Source organism: Hyphomicrobiaceae bacterium (assembly GCA_041397645.1).
Classification (GTDB): Bacteria; Pseudomonadota; Alphaproteobacteria; order Rhizobiales; family Hyphomicrobiaceae; genus Hyphomicrobium_B.
In genome coordinates this window covers 2953453-2972299 of the sequence record JAWKWE010000004.1, presented here as the reverse complement: position 1 = coordinate 2972299, position 18847 = coordinate 2953453, and the positions used below count along the sequence as shown (strand labels likewise).

Annotated in this window: 15 protein-coding genes and 1 tRNA gene; 7 read left to right on the top strand and 9 right to left on the bottom strand. The window is 58.7% G+C overall.

All coding sequences use genetic code 11. The features are described from left to right. Nucleotides 1–97: 97 nt before the first annotated feature. The gene (katG, locus tag R3D51_13845; protein ID MEZ5900561.1) at nucleotides 98–2314 is read right to left on the bottom strand and encodes a catalase/peroxidase HPI; all 2217 of its coding nucleotides are present in this window, start codon (nucleotides 2312–2314) and stop codon (nucleotides 98–100) included. A gap of 690 nt (nucleotides 2315–3004) precedes the next feature. Here katG and R3D51_13840 point away from each other — a divergent pair. After that, complete coding sequence (locus R3D51_13840; GenBank protein MEZ5900560.1) at nucleotides 3005–3910, top strand: 2Fe-2S iron-sulfur cluster-binding protein; 906 nt, start codon at nucleotides 3005–3007, stop codon at nucleotides 3908–3910. A 189-nt stretch (nucleotides 3911–4099) separates the two neighbouring features. On the opposite strand, the gene R3D51_13835 is transcribed toward R3D51_13840, so the two are convergent. Both R3D51_13835 and recJ read right to left on the bottom strand, forming a co-directional pair. Further along, nucleotides 4100–4174, bottom strand: a tRNA-Glu gene (locus tag R3D51_13835). A gap of 115 nt (nucleotides 4175–4289) precedes the next feature. Then, nucleotides 4290–6140, bottom strand: coding sequence for a single-stranded-DNA-specific exonuclease RecJ (gene recJ / locus R3D51_13830; protein ID MEZ5900559.1), 1851 nt, complete (start codon nucleotides 6138–6140; stop codon nucleotides 4290–4292). 147 nt (nucleotides 6141–6287) lie between these two features. Between recJ and R3D51_13825 the strand changes: the two genes are divergently transcribed. The 5 genes from R3D51_13825 (at nucleotide 6288) to R3D51_13805 (ending at nucleotide 10691) form a co-directional block, all read left to right on the top strand. Beyond that, nucleotides 6288–6689, top strand: a complete 402-nt coding sequence (locus R3D51_13825; GenBank protein MEZ5900558.1) for a nuclear transport factor 2 family protein — start codon at nucleotides 6288–6290, stop codon at nucleotides 6687–6689. Nucleotides 6690–6827: 138 nt separating this feature from the next. After that, nucleotides 6828–7787, top strand: a complete 960-nt coding sequence (locus tag R3D51_13820) for an aldo/keto reductase (protein MEZ5900557.1) — start codon at nucleotides 6828–6830, stop codon at nucleotides 7785–7787. A gap of 7 nt (nucleotides 7788–7794) precedes the next feature. Beyond that, a complete protein-coding gene (locus tag R3D51_13815; GenBank protein MEZ5900556.1) occupies nucleotides 7795–9117 on the top strand; it encodes an MFS transporter in 1323 nt (440 codons plus the stop codon). A gap of 18 nt (nucleotides 9118–9135) precedes the next feature. Further along, nucleotides 9136–10032, top strand: a complete 897-nt coding sequence (locus R3D51_13810) for a diacylglycerol kinase family protein (GenBank protein MEZ5900555.1) — start codon at nucleotides 9136–9138, stop codon at nucleotides 10030–10032. Next, nucleotides 10029–10691 carry a phosphatase PAP2 family protein gene (locus tag R3D51_13805; protein MEZ5900554.1) on the top strand — a complete coding sequence of 221 codons (663 nt, stop codon included), beginning with the start codon at nucleotides 10029–10031 and terminating at the stop codon, nucleotides 10689–10691. The genes R3D51_13810 and R3D51_13805 overlap by 4 nt, the downstream gene beginning before the upstream one ends. A gap of 21 nt (nucleotides 10692–10712) precedes the next feature. Here the strand turns inward: R3D51_13805 and glpX are convergent, their stop codons facing one another. From glpX to R3D51_13790, 3 genes are all read right to left on the bottom strand, one after another. Further along, nucleotides 10713–11708, bottom strand: coding sequence for a class II fructose-bisphosphatase (gene glpX, locus R3D51_13800; GenBank protein ID MEZ5900553.1), 996 nt, complete (start codon nucleotides 11706–11708; stop codon nucleotides 10713–10715). Between the two features lie 161 nt (nucleotides 11709–11869). After that, nucleotides 11870–13198 (bottom strand): homoserine dehydrogenase, encoded by a 1329-nt coding sequence (locus R3D51_13795; protein ID MEZ5900552.1) that lies wholly within the window; start codon nucleotides 13196–13198, stop codon nucleotides 11870–11872. A 10-nt stretch (nucleotides 13199–13208) separates the two neighbouring features. Next, the gene (locus tag R3D51_13790) at nucleotides 13209–14435 is read right to left on the bottom strand and encodes an LL-diaminopimelate aminotransferase (protein ID MEZ5900551.1); all 1227 of its coding nucleotides are present in this window, start codon (nucleotides 14433–14435) and stop codon (nucleotides 13209–13211) included. 416 nt (nucleotides 14436–14851) lie between these two features. On the opposite strand from R3D51_13790, the gene phaC reads away from it, so the two are divergent. Beyond that, entirely contained in the window at nucleotides 14852–16663 is a 1812-nt protein-coding gene (gene phaC, locus R3D51_13785; protein ID MEZ5900550.1) for a class I poly(R)-hydroxyalkanoic acid synthase, read from the top strand. 88 nt (nucleotides 16664–16751) lie between these two features. On the opposite strand, the gene R3D51_13780 is transcribed toward phaC, so the two are convergent. The 3 genes from R3D51_13780 to R3D51_13770 form a co-directional block, all read right to left on the bottom strand. Continuing rightward, nucleotides 16752–17078 (bottom strand): hypothetical protein, encoded by a 327-nt coding sequence (locus R3D51_13780; protein MEZ5900549.1) that lies wholly within the window; start codon nucleotides 17076–17078, stop codon nucleotides 16752–16754. A gap of 109 nt (nucleotides 17079–17187) precedes the next feature. Further along, nucleotides 17188–17511: a hypothetical protein gene (locus tag R3D51_13775; protein MEZ5900548.1), complete on the bottom strand. Its 324-nt coding sequence runs from the start codon at nucleotides 17509–17511 to the stop codon at nucleotides 17188–17190. A 32-nt stretch (nucleotides 17512–17543) separates the two neighbouring features. Then, nucleotides 17544–18833 carry an O-acetylhomoserine aminocarboxypropyltransferase gene (locus tag R3D51_13770; GenBank protein MEZ5900547.1) on the bottom strand — a complete coding sequence of 430 codons (1290 nt, stop codon included), beginning with the start codon at nucleotides 18831–18833 and terminating at the stop codon, nucleotides 17544–17546. Between the last annotated feature and the right edge of the window lie 14 nt (nucleotides 18834–18847).

Sequence of the window (18847 nt, the reverse complement as noted above, 5' to 3'; positions counted from 1 at the left end):
GCGCATATGCACACTCAGAAACAAGAGAGGGCTCGTTCCGAAAAAAATGCGGAACGAGCCCTCACCTAATTTGTAGCACTGTAGTGCCGCGCGGTGGTTAGGCGATATCGAAGCGATCGGCGTTCATCACTTTGGTCCAGGCCGCCACGAAGTCTTTGACGAACTTTTCTTTCGCGTCATCCTGAGCGTAGACCTCCGAGATCGCGCGCAACTGCGAGTTCGATCCGAAAATCAGATCGACGCGAGTGCCGGTCCACTTCGGAGCACCTGTCTTGGAGCAACGGCCTTCGAACAGGTCATCGCCCGATGTCGGCTTCCATTGCGTGCCCATATCGAGCACGTTGACGAAGAAGTCGTTGGTGAGCTTGCCCGGTGTCTTGGTGAAGACGCCGTTCTTGCTCTGCCCATGATTGGCGCCCAGCACGCGAAGGCCACCGACGAGCGCGGTCATCTCGGGCGCCGTCAGTGTCAGTAGCTGAGCCTTGTCGACCAGCATCTGCTCTGCGGGTACCGAATACTTCGCCCTCGCATAATTGCGGAAGCCATCAGCCTCAGGCTCCAACGGCTCGAACGACTCAGCGTCAGTCTGCTCCTGCGAAGCATCCGTGCGGCCCGGTGTGAAAGGCACTTCTATCGCGTGCCCCCCATCCTTCGCCGCCTGCTCGACAGCAGCGCAACCGCCAAGCACAATCAGATCGGCAAGCGAAACCTTCTTGCCGCCGCTCGCACTCGCATTGAAGCCTTTTTGAATCTCTTCCAGCTTAGAAAGCACCTTCGCCAGCTTGGCCGGCTCGTTTGCTTCCCAGTCCTTCTGAGGCGCAAGGCGTACGCGGGCACCGTTGGCGCCACCACGCTTATCGGAGCCGCGGAACGTGGAGGCAGAGGCCCACGCTGCAGAAACGAGATCCGCGACAGAAAGACCTGACGCCAGAATCTTGGCTTTGAGGGCGGCGATGTCCTTTGCGTCGATCAGCGGATGATCAACCGCCGGAACAGGATCCTGCCAGATCAAATCTTCAGCTGGAACTTCCGGGCCCAGATAGCGCGCCTTCGGCCCCATATCGCGGTGGGTGAGCTTGAACCACGCACGCGCGAAAGCGTCGGCGAACTCTGCCGGGTTATTGTGGAAGTGACGTGAGATCTTCTCATAAGCCGGATCCATGCGCATCGCCATGTCGGCGGTGGTCATGATGATCGGCACCTTGATGGAGGGATCCTCAGCATCAGGCGCCATGTCCTCCTGTTTGAGATTCTTCGGCGTCCACTGCCAAGCACCCGCCGGGCTCTTCACAAGCTCCCAGTCGTAGCCGAACAGCACATCGAAATAGCCCATGTCCCACTTAATCGGGTTCGGCGTCCATGCGCCTTCGAGGCCCGACGTGATTGCGTCACGGCCCTTGCCGCTCTTGAAGCTGCTGAGCCAGCCAAAGCCCATCGCCTCAAGCGGTGCTGCCTCTGGTTCAGGGCCGCAGTTTGTTGCGGAACCTGCACCATGCGTCTTGCCGAAGGTGTGTCCACCAGCGGTCAGCGCAACTGTTTCATAGTCATTCATCGCCATGCGCGCGAAGGTCTCGCGGATGTCGCGCCCGGACGCAACGGGATCGGGCTTTCCGTCCGGACCTTCGGGATTGACGTAGATGAGACCCATCTGCACGGCGGCCAGCGGGTTCTCAAGATCGCGATCGCCGGAATAGCGGCTGTCGGGCTTATCGCTCGTCGCGAGCCACTCTTTCTCGGAACCCCAATAAATGTCTTCCTCGGGCTCCCACACGTCCTCGCGTCCACCGCCGAAGCCGAACGTCTTGCCACCCATGGACTCGATAGCAACGTTACCGGCTAGGATCATCAGATCCGCCCAAGAAAGTTTGTTGCCGTATTTGCGCTTGATCGGCCACAACAGACGGCGCGCCTTATCCAGGTTGCCGTTATCGGGCCAGCTGTTGAGCGGTGCGAAGCGTTGCGAGCCAGAGCCTGCGCCACCACGGCCATCAGCCGTGCGATAAGTGCCCGCACTGTGCCACGCCATGCGAATGAAAAGACCGCCGTAGTGACCATAATCCGCCGGCCACCAATCCTGACTGTCGGTCATCAACGCAGTGAGATCTTTCTTCACTGCAGCTAAGTCGAGTTTCTTGAATGCCTCGGCGTAGTTAAAGGCACCTCCCAACGGATTACCGGCAGGCGCGTTCTGATGAAGAATTTTCAAGTTGAGCTGATTAGGCCACCAATCGCGGTTCGACCGTCCGGTGAATGTAGCGTGCGGACGCCCACTGTGCATCGGGCACTTACTCTCAATCTCTGTGTCTGCTGCCATGATACGTGCGTTCCCATCAGTTTGATTTATCTCTGTCGGCAGATGAGCTTATTGCTCGGATTCCCTTGGATTCTCGGCTGCATTTGCAGTCCGCACCTGCTGCCCCTCTTGTTGGTTCCAGTAGCCCTATTTAGTCAAGAGCTAGTCACTCGAATTTGTCTTTCTCTGCTTCGAATCAGCTCATGACATCGTGTGTGGCCGCAAACTCGATAGAGAAGCTAATGGCCTCGATAAGAGTCTCTAAGACATCCACACGATGATATCTTCCTTGCCAAGCCTTGAGTCATCAAGGCGCAACGACAGCAGCGTCATCAAGATAATTGAGACGATAGTCTTTATCCTGAACAACTCGTCGCTCATCCGATTGCTTTCGACATCTGCATGAGCTGACGTATGCACTTGGCGCTTACTCCCGCGAGACGCGCACGGACGTTGCGCAGAAACGGCGATGTCTCTCGACACGCACCGCGAGCCTTTCGATGACAGCCGCGCGGATGTCCGTCAAACTTGTAGCATCTCTTTCAAGTCTGCTGCCAATGTCACATCATGTCCATTCGCAAATCTTGGCAAAAACGCATATCGCATTGATTTTTATTCATTTCGCCACTGGCATACTTGTTGCTCTCTCATCCTAGCGTAAACCCAAGGCATCAGTCAGCCCACCCATCGGCGGGCAGAAAGTGTACAGTCGTGGCCAACGTAACCTTTTCATCTCCCGTTATGTCGAAGGACGTCACCGTATACGCCGTTGCCGGCGATCGTGGGACGATCCTTTCCGTCGCCAAAGCTAACAACATTCCTATTCCATTCGATTGTCAGGATGGTGAGTGCGGATCCTGCTTGTGCGAGGTCAAACACCTCGAACCCAAAGCGAAGTATGGCATCGCCCTCACCGAAAAAGAGAAGGAGATGCTGCGCCAGCTCGGTAAGATCACAAAAGCTGAAATCGAGAACGCCGAAGTGAACGACATGCCGCCACGTTACCGACTGGCCTGTCAGTGCTTCGTGCGAAACGAAGACATTATGGTTGTCTTCGAGGGCGACAAGACCATTCCCGAGCAAGGTCCGCACATCACTCATGCCGCTAACAGGTTCAAGGGCGGAATAGAGCTTGGCTCGGTGGAGGAATTTCTGAGCTATGCGGTGCGTCTCGAAGACGACGCCGCCATCCACTATGACGCGCTTGCCATCGAAATGCAGAAGTGTGGGAACAACGAGGTGTCGGAACTATTTCATCAGTTGGCCGAATTCTCGCGTCTCCATCTTGCCGAGGCGCGGGCGCGAGCCGGGTCGGTCGACGCCACCATTGTCCTTCCGCCCGACTATGTTTGGCCAGATCACGCGACGCCCGAACGCCCCTCTATCCTGGCCGGCGATCCGGCCATGACGCGACTAGGGGCGCTCAAAGTGGCCTTGCAAGGCGAACGGCGCGGCTATGAATTCTACCGAACCGTAGTTGCAAAAACGAAAGATCCCGAAATCTCCGCAATGGCCGACGAGTTCGTTAGAGAGGAAGCCGAGCACGTCAAGATCCTCGAAGCATGGATCACGCGCGAGGAATGGACGGCCAAGCAGTCCATAAAGGCACCGACCTGAACGACTTGGAATCCGATGCGCAGAGCGCAACGCCTTGCTGCAAGACTGGACGACGATCGACTGAGGAACGTCGTCCCACTCATTCGTGCCCCGGCTGAGAGCCTGAGGAGGCTAACGGTGTCGTCTTTCCTGCGGCAGGCGTCTGGTGGGCAATGGCAAAGCCAAGCGTGCCAACTGCCGTTGACATAATGGCGCTCCCTAGGGGAGTCGAACCCCTCTTTTCAGAATGAAAATCTGACGTCCTAACCGATAGACGAAGGGAGCGCGCGCCGGCGCGGTGCGCAGGCGAGCGTTCCCTATAGGCAGCTTTGCGCAGGCTGGCAAGCAGGCCTACACCATCCTGCCTGCGACAGGGTGAACCGTTTGTAATATCAGCAAGTTAGACGCAGGCCCGCGGATCGGCGGCATCGTCGATCGAAAGCTCGATTCGCGACCTTCCGCCCCAAGTGTCGCGGCGCAGATGCCCCGCTACATGCAATGGTAGCCCACCCGCATTCATCAGCATGTCACCCAGCGGCTGCCCGGCGGCTCGAAAGGCAATCGCCTCAAGCCGGGCTCCGTCCTGAGCCTCCAGCATCAAGCGCACGTGCGCGTCCCCGACGATTTTGGCGAACTTTACACGGTGGGACGGAAACACGAACCGGGGCTGAGGATTACCCTGACCGAACGGTCCAGCACGCTCAACCAGAGTCAGCAAGTCGTCACTCGCACCGGACGCCACCAATGCAGCATCGACATCAAGGGTGGCCGACAACCGCGCTTCACTTGTCGCGTCGGCAAGCGCTTTGAAAAGAAATGTCTCCAGTGCCGCGAAGTTCGAGCGCTTGACCGTCAAGCCTGCCGCCATCGCATGGCCGCCGCCTTTGACCAAGAGACCTTCCGCAACGGCGGCGCGCACGGCGGCTCCCAAATCGACGCCCGGAACCGAACGCAACGAGCCGGTGCCTTCACCTTCGCCATTATCACCCGACTTCTCCCAGGAGATGACGCACGATGGCCGGCGAAAACGCTCCGTCAGTCGACTGGCAACCAGTCCAACGATACCCTTGTGAAAGGCGTCCGATCCTACAATCACGATGGGACGCTCTGCGTCAGCCATGACCTGGGCCTCGCCGATCCCGAGCGCCTCTTCGAGCATTCCGGTCTCAAGTTCCTTGCGCTCTTTGTTAAGGCGATCGAGAAGTTGCGCAATCCGCTGCGCTTCCATGTCGTTCGACGTCGACAGAAGTTTTGCTCCAAGCCCCGCGTCGCCGATGCGTCCGCCGGCGTTGATGCGCGGGCCAAGGATGAACCCGAGGTGATAGGGCGTCGGCGATTGCGTAAGGCCCGCCGCGTCGGCGAGTGCGCGAAGGCCGAGATTTTCGCGCTGATGCATTACGGCGAGGCCCTTCTTAACGTACGCCCTGTTGAGACCCGTCAGCGGAACCACGTCGGCCACCGTGGCGAGCGCAACGAGATCGAGCAAGCCGAGAAGATCGGGAGCCGATCTGCCATCGGTATAGAAATTGCGCGCGCGCAATGCGCGAGTCACCGCCACCAGAACCATGAAGACCACGCCAGCGGCACATAGATGACCCTGACCGGAAACATCGTCTTGGCGATTTGGATTGACCAGTGCATGCACGTCGGGCAACCGCTCGTCGGCCTGGTGATGATCGATGACGATCACATCCGTCTTGAGATCCTTCGCGACGGCCAGCGGCGCAAAGCTCGTCGTTCCGCAATCGACCGTTACGATAAGTCCGGCGCCTTCTTTGACGAGCTGTTCTATGGCCGCGGCATTGGGCCCATAGCCCTCGAAAATGCGATCGGGGATGTAGATGCGCGACGGTGTCCCGTGGTGATCGAGGAAACGTGCAAGCAGCGCGCTCGAGCAAGCTCCGTCGACGTCATAGTCGCCGAAAATTGCAATCGCAGTCCGCGCCTCGATGGCATCCGCGACACGCGCAGCAGCTTTGTCCATGTCACGCAGCGCGCTTGGATCAGGCATCAAAGCTTTGATCGTAGGATCGAGAAATTGCTCTGCGTCTTCCAAGGTCGATCCACGTGCGGCAAGAACGCGGCCCATCAACTCCGGCATGCCGTAGCGTTGCGAAATCGCAACTGCTGTCGCCCGCAACTCCTGGGTCAACCGCTCACGCCAAACCATTCCTTTGGCGGAGTTTACCACACCGAGAAACGGCGCGGGCTCTGTTAAAGAAGCCTGTATCGGCTTGCGTAGCGCAACCATGTCGATCCCTCCGTCAAAACCACTAGGACGATTCGTTGCGCCCGGCATTGGGCCGCGGAGGCTGCCCACAGCCTGGATTCGTGCTAGAGAACCTCACATTGATTTCACACCGCTTTTTTCCAGCAAAATTGTGAAGGCCCAAACATTTTGAATGCAGATGAAGAAGGCGTGATCGAGGCCCTCGTCACTGCCGTTTCCTTGGAAGACATCGAGACCGCCACATTCTACTTCGATCCGGAGACCCGGCTGACCGTGTTCACGCCCCAGGAGGTCGTTTTCGACGGGCCCGATGGCATACGCCGTAGGCTTCAGACCCTCATTGGCGATTTCGAGATCAGGCGCTTCACTCTGCGCACTGTTCTACCCTGCGATGGAGGCTTGCGCACGCAGATCGACTATTCGTTCCGGCACAGGAAGAGCGGCGAATCCATTGATGGTGTCATGCGTGTGATCGCCGCATTCCGCAACGGAAAGATCGTCCGCTGGGAAGAATATCAAGATGCTGAGCGTGTCGAGGCATTCATGCGCTTGGTAGCCCACCACAAGTGAAACTAGTTCACACGCGCAACGCACAGGCTTAGCGTTTCGCTGCGCAAGCAGCCTTGGTAGCTGAGCGCGACCCCCCTATATAAACGCTTCGGCCGCCAGATCGCGGGCGGCCCATCGTCTAAATCGCTGGAGGAGCGCGTGCCAAGCCGTAGAGATTTCATCCATCTTGCCACCGCGACCGGGATATCCGCAGTTGTCGGATCGGTTCCCGGCGTGGGGCTTCGGCCTCAATTCGCCAATGCCGCCGAAGACATTGCCGCTCCCTCCGCCTCCGCGATGACCTTCCGGACCATTCCCGCGACAGGAGAGAAAATTCCTGTTGTCGGCATGGGTACGTCGGGAAGTTTCGAGGTCGCGGATGGCTCGCCCGAGTTTGACGCTCTGCGCGAGGTTGTACGCAGATTTTTCACAGGTGGCGGAACGGTCATTGATACCGCACCCACATACGGCGTTGCCGAAGACCGGCTCGGTGCAATCCTGGCAGAGCAAAATCTGCGGCCAAAAGCCTGGATCGCAACCAAGCTGTCGCGCGTGCAGGGTCGCGAAGAGGGCTTGGCACAATTCAACTCCTCTCTCAAACGCCTCAAGACAGATCATGTGGAGCTCTTGCAGGTCCATAACCTAGGCGATCTCAATACACAGCTCGCACTCATCCGTGAGCTAAAGGCGCAGGGCAAGACGCGGTATGTTGGCGTCACGCATTATCTCGAAAGCGCCCACGATACGCTGGTGAATGTCATAACAAAGCAGAAGCCGGACTTTCTCCAGATCAACTATTCTGTGGTTACGCGCGGCGCAGAAAATCGCTTGCTTCCGCTTGCCCAAGAGCTTGGCATTGCCGTTCTGATCAATCGCGCGTTTGAAGATGGCAAGCTGTTCGCGCGCGTCAAAAACAAGCCGCTTCCAGACTGGGCGGCAGACGCTGGCATTACGTCCTGGGCGCAAGCATTTTTGCGCTTTGCCCTGTCCAATCCGGCTGTGACCGCGGTCATTCCCGCGACAGGCAAGCCCTATCGCCAAAGCGACAATCTCCATGCCGGCTCAGGCGAACCCCTGACGCAAGCCCAACGCGCTTCGCTCATCGAAACGGTGGATTGAGGCACAAATGACCTCATCGCCAAGCGCTTCGCTTCGTAGCCGGCTCGCTGCCGCTTTCGACATAAGCAGTTCAGAATTGCCCGTTGTCGTCGGCGGAGCGGCGATGTTTTTCTTTCTCTTCACCGGCTACTTCATGTTGCGGCCCGTGCGCGAAACCATGGGCATTGCAGGCGGAGTTGACAAGTTGCAGTGGCTCTTCACCGCCACCTTCCTTGCAACGCTGGTCGCATTGCCGCTGTTTGGCTGGCTTGCCTCACGCGCGCGGAGACGGCGAATCCTCCCTTGGACTTACGCGTTCCTCGTATTCAATCTTGCAGTGTTTGCTGCGAGCTTCGTTCACAACCCTAACAATGTATGGGTCGCGCGCGCCTTCTATGTCTGGCTATCGGTCTTCAACCTGCTTGCCATCTCCCTTGCATGGAGCGTGCTCGCGGATCTGTTCCCATTATCGCAAGGCAAGCGACTGTTTGCGATCATAGCGGCAGGCGCCAGCCTCGGCGGACTTACAGGCCCCATCCTCGGCACACTACTGGTGGCAGCCATCGGTCATGCCGGTCTTATGGGGCTGAGTGCGGTTCTCTTGGCCGCAAGCGCCGTTTGCGCAGAAGGGCTACAGGTGTGGCGTGATCGCAATCCTTTGCCGGAGCACGCGCAGACAGACCGTGCAAGACCGCTCGGTGGGAGTGCCTTTGCGGGCGCAGCAGAGGTCCTGTCCTCTCGCTATCTGTTGTTGATAGCAGCTTTCGTCGTCCTGCTCGCTATTGTCAGCACGTTTCTCTATTTCGAGCAGGCGCGCCTCGTCGCCGAAACATTTCCAGACCGCACGCGACAAACCCAAGTGTTCGGCATGATCGACACTTCGGTACAAGCCGCAACAATTCTCATCCAGTTGTTTCTCACGGGGCGTATCGCAAAGTCGTTCGGCGTCGGCGTACTTCTCACCACAGTGCCGCTCATCATGGCGGCGGGATTTCTCTGTCTTGCAATCGCTCCGGTTTTTGCCGTTCTTGCCGTCGTGATGATCGTTCGACGTGTGGGTGAGTATGCGTTGGTGCGCCCCGCGCGCGAGATGCTCTACACCGTGGTGCGCGACGCCGAGAAATACAAGGCAAAGAACTTCATTGATACGGTCGTCTACCGAGGCGGAGACGCCGTTGGCGGCTGGATAAAGGCTGGGCTCGATCTGCTGGCTGGCCACACCGGCTTGGCGATGCTAATTGGCGCAGCGGTCGCGCTCCTATGGGCGGGTACTGGCGCAGTGCTTGGACGGTTACAACGCGAGCAAGAAGGGGGCTCGGATGGCGATTTCGTGCGGAACCGTGCCACGTAACCGTGCGTTCTCAGAGCGATGCGCGCAAGAGTACTCATCAACGCCAAAGCTGGTGCAATCCTGGGTCTAGATAAGGCCCAGGTTGAGACCGACGTCGCCCAAATCTTCCACACGCACGGGCACAGCGCTTTGGTTTCATGCGTACCCGCCGACCACCTTGCGACCGAGCTGGAGATAGCCGCCCAAGATCCTGGCTACAACACTCTCATCATCGGCGGCGGAGACGGCAGCGTGCGCCTTGCCGCCAAATATGCCATGGAAAACGCAAAGACACTGGGCATTCTGCCGCTTGGAACGATGAACCTGCTCGCTAAGGACCTCAATATGCCGCTCGATCTTCACGCCGCGGCATCGGCGCTGTGCAGCGGTGAGGTACGGCTCGTCGATGTTGCGAGTGTCAACGGGAATATCTACTTGTGTAACTCAATGATGGGATTGCCTCCGAAGTTCGCCGCCCGCCGACAGTCGTTACGCGGTCGCCCGTTACTGGAGCGCATCGCGGGATATTTCGATATTCTGCGCCGCATGCTTGCAAGCCGCGCTCAGCTTACAATCTCGCTAGAGGATGGCGCACAGGAAAGAAAGCTGCGCGTCATGTCTGTGGCCGTCGCGAACAATTCCTATGCGGATACGGCGCAATTCGGATTGTCCCGGCCTCGGCTGGACGAAGGACATCTGACCGTTTACGCCTCTCGCCATACGAGCGGCTGGGATTTGGCAATGGGCTTCGCTCGGGCGCTGTTTGGATCCTGGAAAGGCGACCCCATGATTTCGCAATTCACCGCCGAGCGCTTTACGCTTCGAACGTCGGCGCACAGGGTCAAACTATCCAATGATGGCGAGGTGGAGGATTTCCAAACGCCGTTGCGATACGAAATCCGTGCTCGGGCCCTGAAATTGCTGGTGCCCGCGTGACAACGAAGAATGACGGCGATCTGCGCCGTTTCACCCAAAGACTTTTTTGGTTGTCCTTTGCTGCCGCTGCCTGCGCACTCCTCGTCTATCTGGGAGGCATCGTTTTGACGGGAAGCGCGATCACCTTTGACGCCGCGCTCATGCGCGTCTTCCGCAAACCGGTTGACCTGATGCCTTATGGCGGTCCGCGCTTCGACCGTTTCGTGCGCGACGTGACCGCGCTCGGCAGCTTCGGGGTCGCTGCGTTAGTCGTCGGCGTACTGTGTGCCTATATGATTGGCTCAGGCAGATACGTGCTGGCGCGAACACTCGCGACCCTCACCATTGGTGGCTGGCTGCTTTCGAATGTCATAAAGATCAGCGTCGCCCGCGCTCGACCCCAGGTCGTGCCGATGCTTGATAGTGTTTCTGACGCAAGCATGCCGTCAGGCCATACGATGATGGCCACCGTGCTTTACTTCGCAATTGCAGGCATGATTGTCGCCAACACAAGCGATCCTCGCCTTCATCGCTACGCATTTGCCTGCGCATTGGGACTGGCGCTCGCAGTGGGCTTGAGCCGCCTCTATCTGGGTGTTCACTGGCCCACGGATGTACTGGCCGCCATGGCACTCGGCACAGCCTGGACCGCGGCAGGGCTCCGCCTCCTGATGAAATAATGAGACGGGCGGGGTAAGAGCCTAGCCGATGAAGCGGGAGCCGATGTTCCGGAAGTTCGTTTTGATGCGGCGGACGGTGCCGGTCTTGGAGCGCATCACGACAGTTTCGGTCTCAGCGAAATCGCCACGGAAACGCACGCCATCGAGCAGCGAACCATCAGTGACGCCAGTTGCCGAGAATACCACGTCAGCAGACGCCATGTCTTCCAGCTTGAATTTGCGCTTGATGTCGGTGATGCCCATTTTGGCGGCGCGCACGCGCTCTTCATCCTTGAGCGGCATCAAGCGGCCTTGGATCTGTCCGCCGATGCAGCGCAGCGCGGCTGCAGCCAATACGCCCTCAGGCGCACCGCCGGAGCCCATGTAGATGTCGATACCAGTTTCGGCGGGATCCGTCGTCCAGATCACCCCCGCTATGTCACCATCGGGGATCAACTGAACGGCAGCGCCGGTGTCACGCACCGCCTTGATGAGTTCGGCATGGCGTGGACGATCGAGAATGCAGGCCGTGATTTCGTGAATGGGCACGCCCTTGGCTTTCGCCAGCGCGTTGAGATTGTCCGCTGGCGGCGCGTCGAGATCGACAACGCCGTCGGGATAGCCCGGGCCGATGGCGATCTTGTTCATGTACATGTCGGGTGCGTGGAGCAAGCCGCCGCGCTCCGCAATAGCGAGAACGGCAAGAGCGTTCGGCATCGCCTTGGCGCAAATGGTGGTGCCCTCAAGTGGGTCGACGGCGATATCGACCTCGGGCCCCTCGCCAGAGCCCACCTTTTCACCGATGTAGAGCATCGGCGCTTCGTCCATCTCACCTTCGCCAATGACCACGGTGCCGTTGATGGACACGCGGCCCAATTCGCGGCGCATCGCATCGACCGCGGCCTTGTCTGCGGCCTTCTCGTTGCCCCTGCCACGAAGGCGGGCGGCCGCGATAGCCGCAGCCTCGGTCACGCGCGCAACTTCAAGAACGAGGACGCGTTCCAGACCAAGACCGTTTGCCACTTGTTCCTTGCTCATCTCGCTAACCCTCGCATCTTGCGCTCAGCTCTGGCGCAGCGCCACACACGCCGCACCGCCCCGACTGCCAACTCAATCCGTGCCGAATGGGGCCTTAACTCAGGCGAGGAGGTCCTAACAAGCCCCAAGATCAATCCACACGGTCTATTCCAACGGAAAGATTAAAGTTCCTCGATCCGTATCAGTTGCGGCCGCTCAGTGACCTTGCCATCCGCGACTATGGTTTCCAAAGCCTTCCGCATCGCCTCTTCAGTCGTCTCATGGGTAATTATGATGACAGACACGGGAGCCTTGGAGGCCGGTGCAGGTGTCGCACCAGGTACATGCAGCGTTAACGGACGATGTTGGACGATGCTTTCCAGCGATATGCCGCGATCGCCCATCCGCGTTGCGATCGCCGCCATCATGCCGGGTTTGTCCTCCAGCGACAGGCGCACGTAGTACGAACCGTAGTGGGCATCGAGCGGAGCGGAATCATGCGCGCGAAGCTCGGTGGTCGGCAATACGAATGGTGGAAGCGTTATCCCGCGAGCAATATCGAGGATGTCGCTCGCAACTGCCGAGGCCGTCGCCCTGCCGCCCGCACCGGCACCAACCAGAAGAATGGTGCCGGAAAAATCCGCGTCGATGGCGACGGCATTCGTCACGCCGGATACTTCGGCAATGGCGGAGTCTTTGTAGACAAGGCAAGGCGACACGCGCGCCAGGATGCCCTTGTCGGTCTGCACCGCCACGCCGAGCAGTTTGATGCGGTAGCCCAGACTGTCGGCAGCCTCGATGTCTTCCGCCGTGATATTCTCGATGCCCTCGACGTGGATTTCATCGAGCGCAACCCGCGTTGAGAACGCGAGGCTCGTCATGAGGGCGAGTTTGTGGGCGGTATCAAAACCGCCGATGTCGAAGGTCGGATCGGCTTCCGCATAACCTTTTGCCTGCGCTTCCTTGAGGACATCAGCGAACGGCAGCTTCTCTGACTGCATCTTAGTGAGGATGTAGTTGCAGGTGCCGTTGAGAATGCCGTAGACGCGCGTGACCTCGTTGGCCCCCAGCGCCTCGCGCAGCGTCTTGATAACCGGAATGCCACCAGCGACCGCGGCTTCAAAATTCAACGAAACACCGGCCTTCTCTGCCCGTCTGGCTAGATCAACGCCGTGTTTGGCAAGGAGCGCCTTGTTGGCCGTTACGACATGCTTGCCAGCGTCGAGCGCGGCCTCGACACAAGCCTTTGCGATGCCCCCATCTCCGCCGATCAGTTCGACAAACACGTTGTTCGACGGATCTTTCGCCAACGCCACCGCATCGGAAAACCACTTTGCCTTTTCAGCAACCGGTCCCTTCTGTTCAGTCTGGGATTTGGCCGCGACACCGGTGACCTCGATCGGGCACCCCGCGATATCACCCAGCCAGCTCCCGTGCGTCGCAAGCAGTTCAAGGAGACCACCGCCGACGGTTCCGAGGCCGGCAATGCCGATTTTGAGTGGTTCTTTCATGGAAATACGACTACCTGCTGGCTCTTTCAGGGAGGGACACGACGTTGTGCTTCCCTTCCGCATACTCTGTGAGGAATTTCTTTATCGAGCGGGCCGCCTGCCGAATGCGGTGCTCGTTCTCCACGAGCGCCACGCGAACAAAGCCCTCTCCGTACTCACCGAACCCAACGCCGGGAGACACAGCAACGTCGGCTTTTTCGATAAGCAGCTTGGCGAAGCCGACTGAGCCCAGTTGCCGGAAAGGTTCAGGCACCGGCGCCCACGCGAACATGGTGGCAGGAGGTGGGGGAATAGGCATTCCGGCACGACCGAAGCTCTCCACCAGCACATCGCGGCGATGATGGTACATGGAGCGGATCTCATCCACGCAATCCTGCGGGCCGTTCAACGCCGCGGCCGCCGCCACCTGCACAGGCGTGAAGGCGCCATAGTCGAGATACGATTTAACCCGTCCCAGCGCCGCAATCATGCGCTCGTTACCGACTGCGAAGCCCATGCGCCAACCGGGCATGTTGTAGGTCTTGGAGAGCGAGGTGAATTCTACCGCAACGTCCTTGGCACCGGGCACCTGCAGAATCGAAGGCGGCGGATTGTCGTCGTAGTAGAGCTCGGCATAGGCAAGATCGGACAACACATAGATGCCGAGCTTCTTGGCGAGCGCGACCACCTCTTTGTAGAAATCCAGATCCGCGACCATCGCGGTCGGGTTGGATGGGAACGATACGACCACCGCGAGCGGTTTGGGTATGGAATGCTGGACAGCGTGTTCAACGGCGCGCAGGAAGTCCGGCCCGTTGCTGGCGGGCAGATGCCGTATCGAAGCCCCCGAGATAATGAACCCGAAGGTATGGATCGGATAAGTAGGGTTAGGCACCAATACGACGTCGCCCGGCGCCGTGATGGCCTGCGCCATATTCGCGAAGCCTTCCTTCGATCCCATCGTCGCGACGACCTCGGTGTCGGGATCGAGCTTCACGCCAAAACGGCGCGCATAATAGGCGGCCTGCGCACGGCGCAAACCAGGAATGCCTTTTGAGGCGGAGTAGCGATGCGTGCGCGGCTTATTAACCGTCTCGATTAACTTATCTACGATGTGTTGAGGGGTGGGCATATCAGGGTTGCCCATACCAAGATCTATGATGTCGGCGCCGCGCGCACGAGCGTCCGCCTTCAGCCGGTTGACCTCGGCGAACACATAAGGGGGCAGCCTCTTGATCCGATGGAATTCTTCGCTCAAAGCCCGGTTCTCTCGCACGAAAGTGTGTGCGCCTTCATAATGACCTCGGATAAACGCAGACGCACGCTGTTATCCTCTTAAAAAGGGGCAACAACCGCATGTAGGCCAGTTCTTTACGCCCGCAGCGGCAGCCGCGTCCAGGGGCAGCGCCCGCGTTTCCAGCGCGTAATGGCGCACCATGAAGCATTGTGCGGTGCGGCATCGTGCGCCGAGACACGTCGGCTGAATATACGGCAGATCCCAGACCTGCTCAAAACATGCGCGCCGCGCTATATCTTTAGAATAATCCGACCTGCTTTGGCCTTGATTGAACATCGGCGCAACGGCACTGTTACAGATCCGGAATATACGATCGCCGTCGCCGGATGCACCGACGCGGCCAATGAGAAGAACAAACTTCGAGGAACGCGTCGAAGATGCAACAGGAAACACCTGACGCTCTGAAATACTTCTCAAACTACCTCATCCCCAACCCTGAGGAGTTTGCGACCAACCTCCTCAAGGCCTATGAGGTGGGCAGCGAAGCGCTGATGCGTTTGACCGAACGTCCTGACGCGAATTCCGGCCCCTATTCGCCCGCCAGCGAGCTGTCGGCTGCCACGCAAACAGTCGGGGAACTGCTTCGCGTATGGCTATCGGATCCTGCCCGCTTTGCCGAGGCCCAAGGCGAGTTCTTCCGGCTGTTCGGAGAGCTTTGGAATAATGTCGTCCAGCGCATGTTCGGGCTCAAGGTTCCTCCGCTCATCGAGCCTGCTCCTGGCGATAACCGGTTCAAGGACCCCGAGTGGAGTGCCAATCCCTTTTTCGACTTCTGCAAACAGGCCTACCTGCTCGCCTGCAAGTGGGCGGAGGATCGCCTTGCACAGACCGAGGGACTTTCAGAGCGCGATCGTCATCGCGCCGAGTTTTATCTGAGGCAGCTTACCAGCGCCTACTCTCCGTCCAACTTTCTTGCGACCAACCCAGAGGTGCTGCGCGAGACGTTCCGCTCCAACGCCTCCAACTTGGTCGAAGGCGTCAAGCTTCTGGCGCGCGACATGGAGCGGTCGACCGACTTGATGCGCATCAGTCAGACCGACACGACTGCATTCGAGCTGGGCAAGAACCTTGCGACGACACCTGGAAAAATCGTCTTTCAGAACCGTCTGCTGCAACTCATCCAATATTCACCCACCACCAAGCAGGTGCGCGAGCGCCCGTTGCTGTTGGTGCCACCCTGGATCAACAAGTTCTACATCCTCGATCTCACGGCCCAAAAGAGCTTCATCAAGTACATCGTCGACCAAGGCTTCACGGTGTTCGTAGTTTCCTGGGTCAACCCAGGCGAAGACCTCGCCGACGCGACCTTCGAAGACTACATGCTCGAGGGCATTCTCTCGGCGACACTCGCCGTCAGCCAGGAAACCAATCAAGAGAAGATCAACGTCCTGGGATATTGCGTCGGCGGCACAGCACTTTCCACAACGCTTGCCTATCTTGCAACGCGCGGCGAAGACCCCTACGAGAGCGCCACGCTGCTCACCACCCAGGTCGATTTCTCGCTCGCGGGTGATCTGCTGCTGTTTACCGATGACAACCAGCTCGCCTCGCTCGATGAACTGATGACACAGCGCGGCTTCCTCGATGGATCGCGCATGGCCAACGTGTTCAACATGATGCGTCCGCGCGATCTGATCTGGCCTTACATCGTCAACAACTACATGCTCGGCAAAAAGCCGTTTCCGTTCGACCTGCTGTATTGGAACCAGGACTCGACGCGCATGGCGGCGGCCAACCACAAGTTCTATCTGCGCGAGTTCTACAATGAGAACCGGCTGGCCCGCGGCGACATGACGATTGCGGGCACGAAACTGGACCTAAGCCGCATTAAGCTGCCAGTTTTCGAGGTTGCAACGCGCGAAGACCACATCGCGCCGGCTGCTTCGGTCTATCGCGGCTCCAAGATGTTCAGCAGCCCTGTCGAGTTCGTGCTCGCCGGTTCTGGCCACATTGCCGGCGTCGTCAACCCGCCCGACAAGGTCAAGTATCAATTCTGGACCGACGGCAACGACGACGCGGCGGAGTTGAATGACTGGATCAAGAGCGCCAAGGAACACCCTGGCTCATGGTGGCCGTACTGGATCAAGTGGCTCAACACGCGATCGGGGGCAAAAATTCCGGCGCGCGAACCCGGCGCCAAACTTGGCGTCATCGAGGACGCACCTGGAAGCTACGTCAAGGCGCGCTGATCTAGACGGCCGCGTACTTTTTTCCAAAATAGAAACGGCGCGCAAGACCTGCGCGCCGTTTCTGCATTCACGGACGATCCAAGAAGGCTTACTTCTTCTCGCAAGTGAGTTTGTCGGGCTTGACGATCTGCACCAAGCTGATCTCGCCATCTTCCTTCACGTACTCAACCTTGCCGGTGACGGAAAACTTTGCTCCCTCGACGCAAGTTGCGTCCGGGGCATCGAGTTCGATCAGATGGATGCGGCAGGGCATGGACTCTCCAACCCAATAGTCCGGCGGATCGAAAAGACGGTTCACCCCGATGGTGCCCGTGATCGTCGCAGGCCCTTCGGGACAAAAAGACTTGGAATCGGCTGCAATGGCACTGCCGGTCGTCGCGACGCCGAGCAAAACCCCAAGCAGAACTTTGCGCATCTAAAACCTCCCTAGGACCGAATTGTTGTTTCGTTGTTCATACGTCTTTTCGTGTCCAAATGCTGGCAAAACTGCACGTAAGGAAATCACCTCCCGCAATGAAGCGCGGCTAGACGACCTCGAATTCGCCCTCGTAGTCGGCGGGCCAAAGGACAGTGTAATCTTCGCTGTCACGTTCGCGGTAGGCGACGGCCATCGCCTCGAGATCTTCCGAGGCAGCGGCTTCCACGAGTGGCTCGATGCGTTCCCACACCTTGCTTGGATTTTTGGTCTCGATCATAACGTAGATCGAGCCATCGCCTTCCTCGTGACCATCGACCTCCGCTATTGTCGATGCACCCAACTCCTCTATGAGCTGATCTTCCAAAGCGACGACCTTGTCGAGCGTCTCTTCGTCATCGCCCTGGAATTGCAGAACGAGTTGATACTTCATTGCCGTGACGTCCCTCTTCTTACAAGTTTAGATCAGAGCGCATCCAGCGCCTGGGCAAGATCCGCGATGATGTCGGCTTCATCCTCGATGCCAACGGACAAGCGCACGACATCGGGTCCCGCTCCGGCCGCGACGCGCTGTTCGTCCGTCAGCTGACGGTGGGTCGTGGAAGCTGGATGGATGACGAGACTGCGCGTATCGCCGATGTTGGCCAATAGCGAGAACAACTTGAGCGAGGACGCAAGCTTCACGCCGGCCTCGTAACCGCCCTTGAGCCCGAACGTGAACACGGCACCTGCACCCTTGGGGCAGTACTTCTTGTGACGCTCATAGCTGTCGTTGCCGGGCAGACCAGCATAGTTCACCCAAGCAACTTTAGGGTGATCCTTCAGAAAACGGGCAACCGCCAGCGCGTTGTCTGAGTGGCGCTGCATACGCAGTGGAAGCGTCTCGGCTCCTGTCAGCAGCAAGAATGCATTAAACGGCGAGATCGCCGGACCGATATCGCGAAGGCCCATCACGCGGGCTGCAATAGCAAAGGCCATGTTGCCGAATATCTCGCCTAGGACCATGCCGTTATAGGAGGCGTTTGGCTCCACCAGAGTCTTGTAGCGGTTCTTGCTTCCCATCCAGTCGAAGGTGCCGCAATCGACAAGCACACCGCCAATCGAGTTGCCATGCCCGCCGATGAACTTGGTGAGGCTGTGAACGACGACATCGGCGCCGAAATCCTTGGGACGGCACAGGTAAGGTGTTGCGAGCGTGTTGTCGACGATGAGCGGAACGCCCGCCTTCTTGGCAATTTTCGAGATGGCTTCGATGTCGACGACGATGCCACCAGGATTTGCGATGCTCTCAATGAAAATCGCGCGCGTCTTCGGCGTCAGCGCCCGCTCGAAGGAGGCTGGATCGAGCGAGTTTGCCCAGACAACGCGCCAATCGAACTTTTTGAAGGAATGGTTGAACTGGTTGATCGAGCCGCCGTACAGCTGGCTGCCAGCGATGAACTCATCGCCCGGCTCGAGCAACGTGTGGAAGGTGAGAAACTGGGCCGCGTGACCGGATGACACCGCCAACGCCGCAGTGCCACCCTCCAGCGCCGCCATGCGGCCCTCCAGGACCGACTGCGTCGGATTGGTGATGCGCGTGTAGATGTTGCCGAACGCCTGTAGTCCGAAGAGCTGGGCGGCGTGATCGGCGTCCTGAAACACATAGGACGCGGTCTGATAGATTGGTGTAACTCGGGCGCCGGTGGCCGGATCAGGCGCGGCTCCGGCATGAACAGCAAGCGTTGCGAACTTTTGAGCTGATGTCTCTGACATTGTTTCGTCCCTTC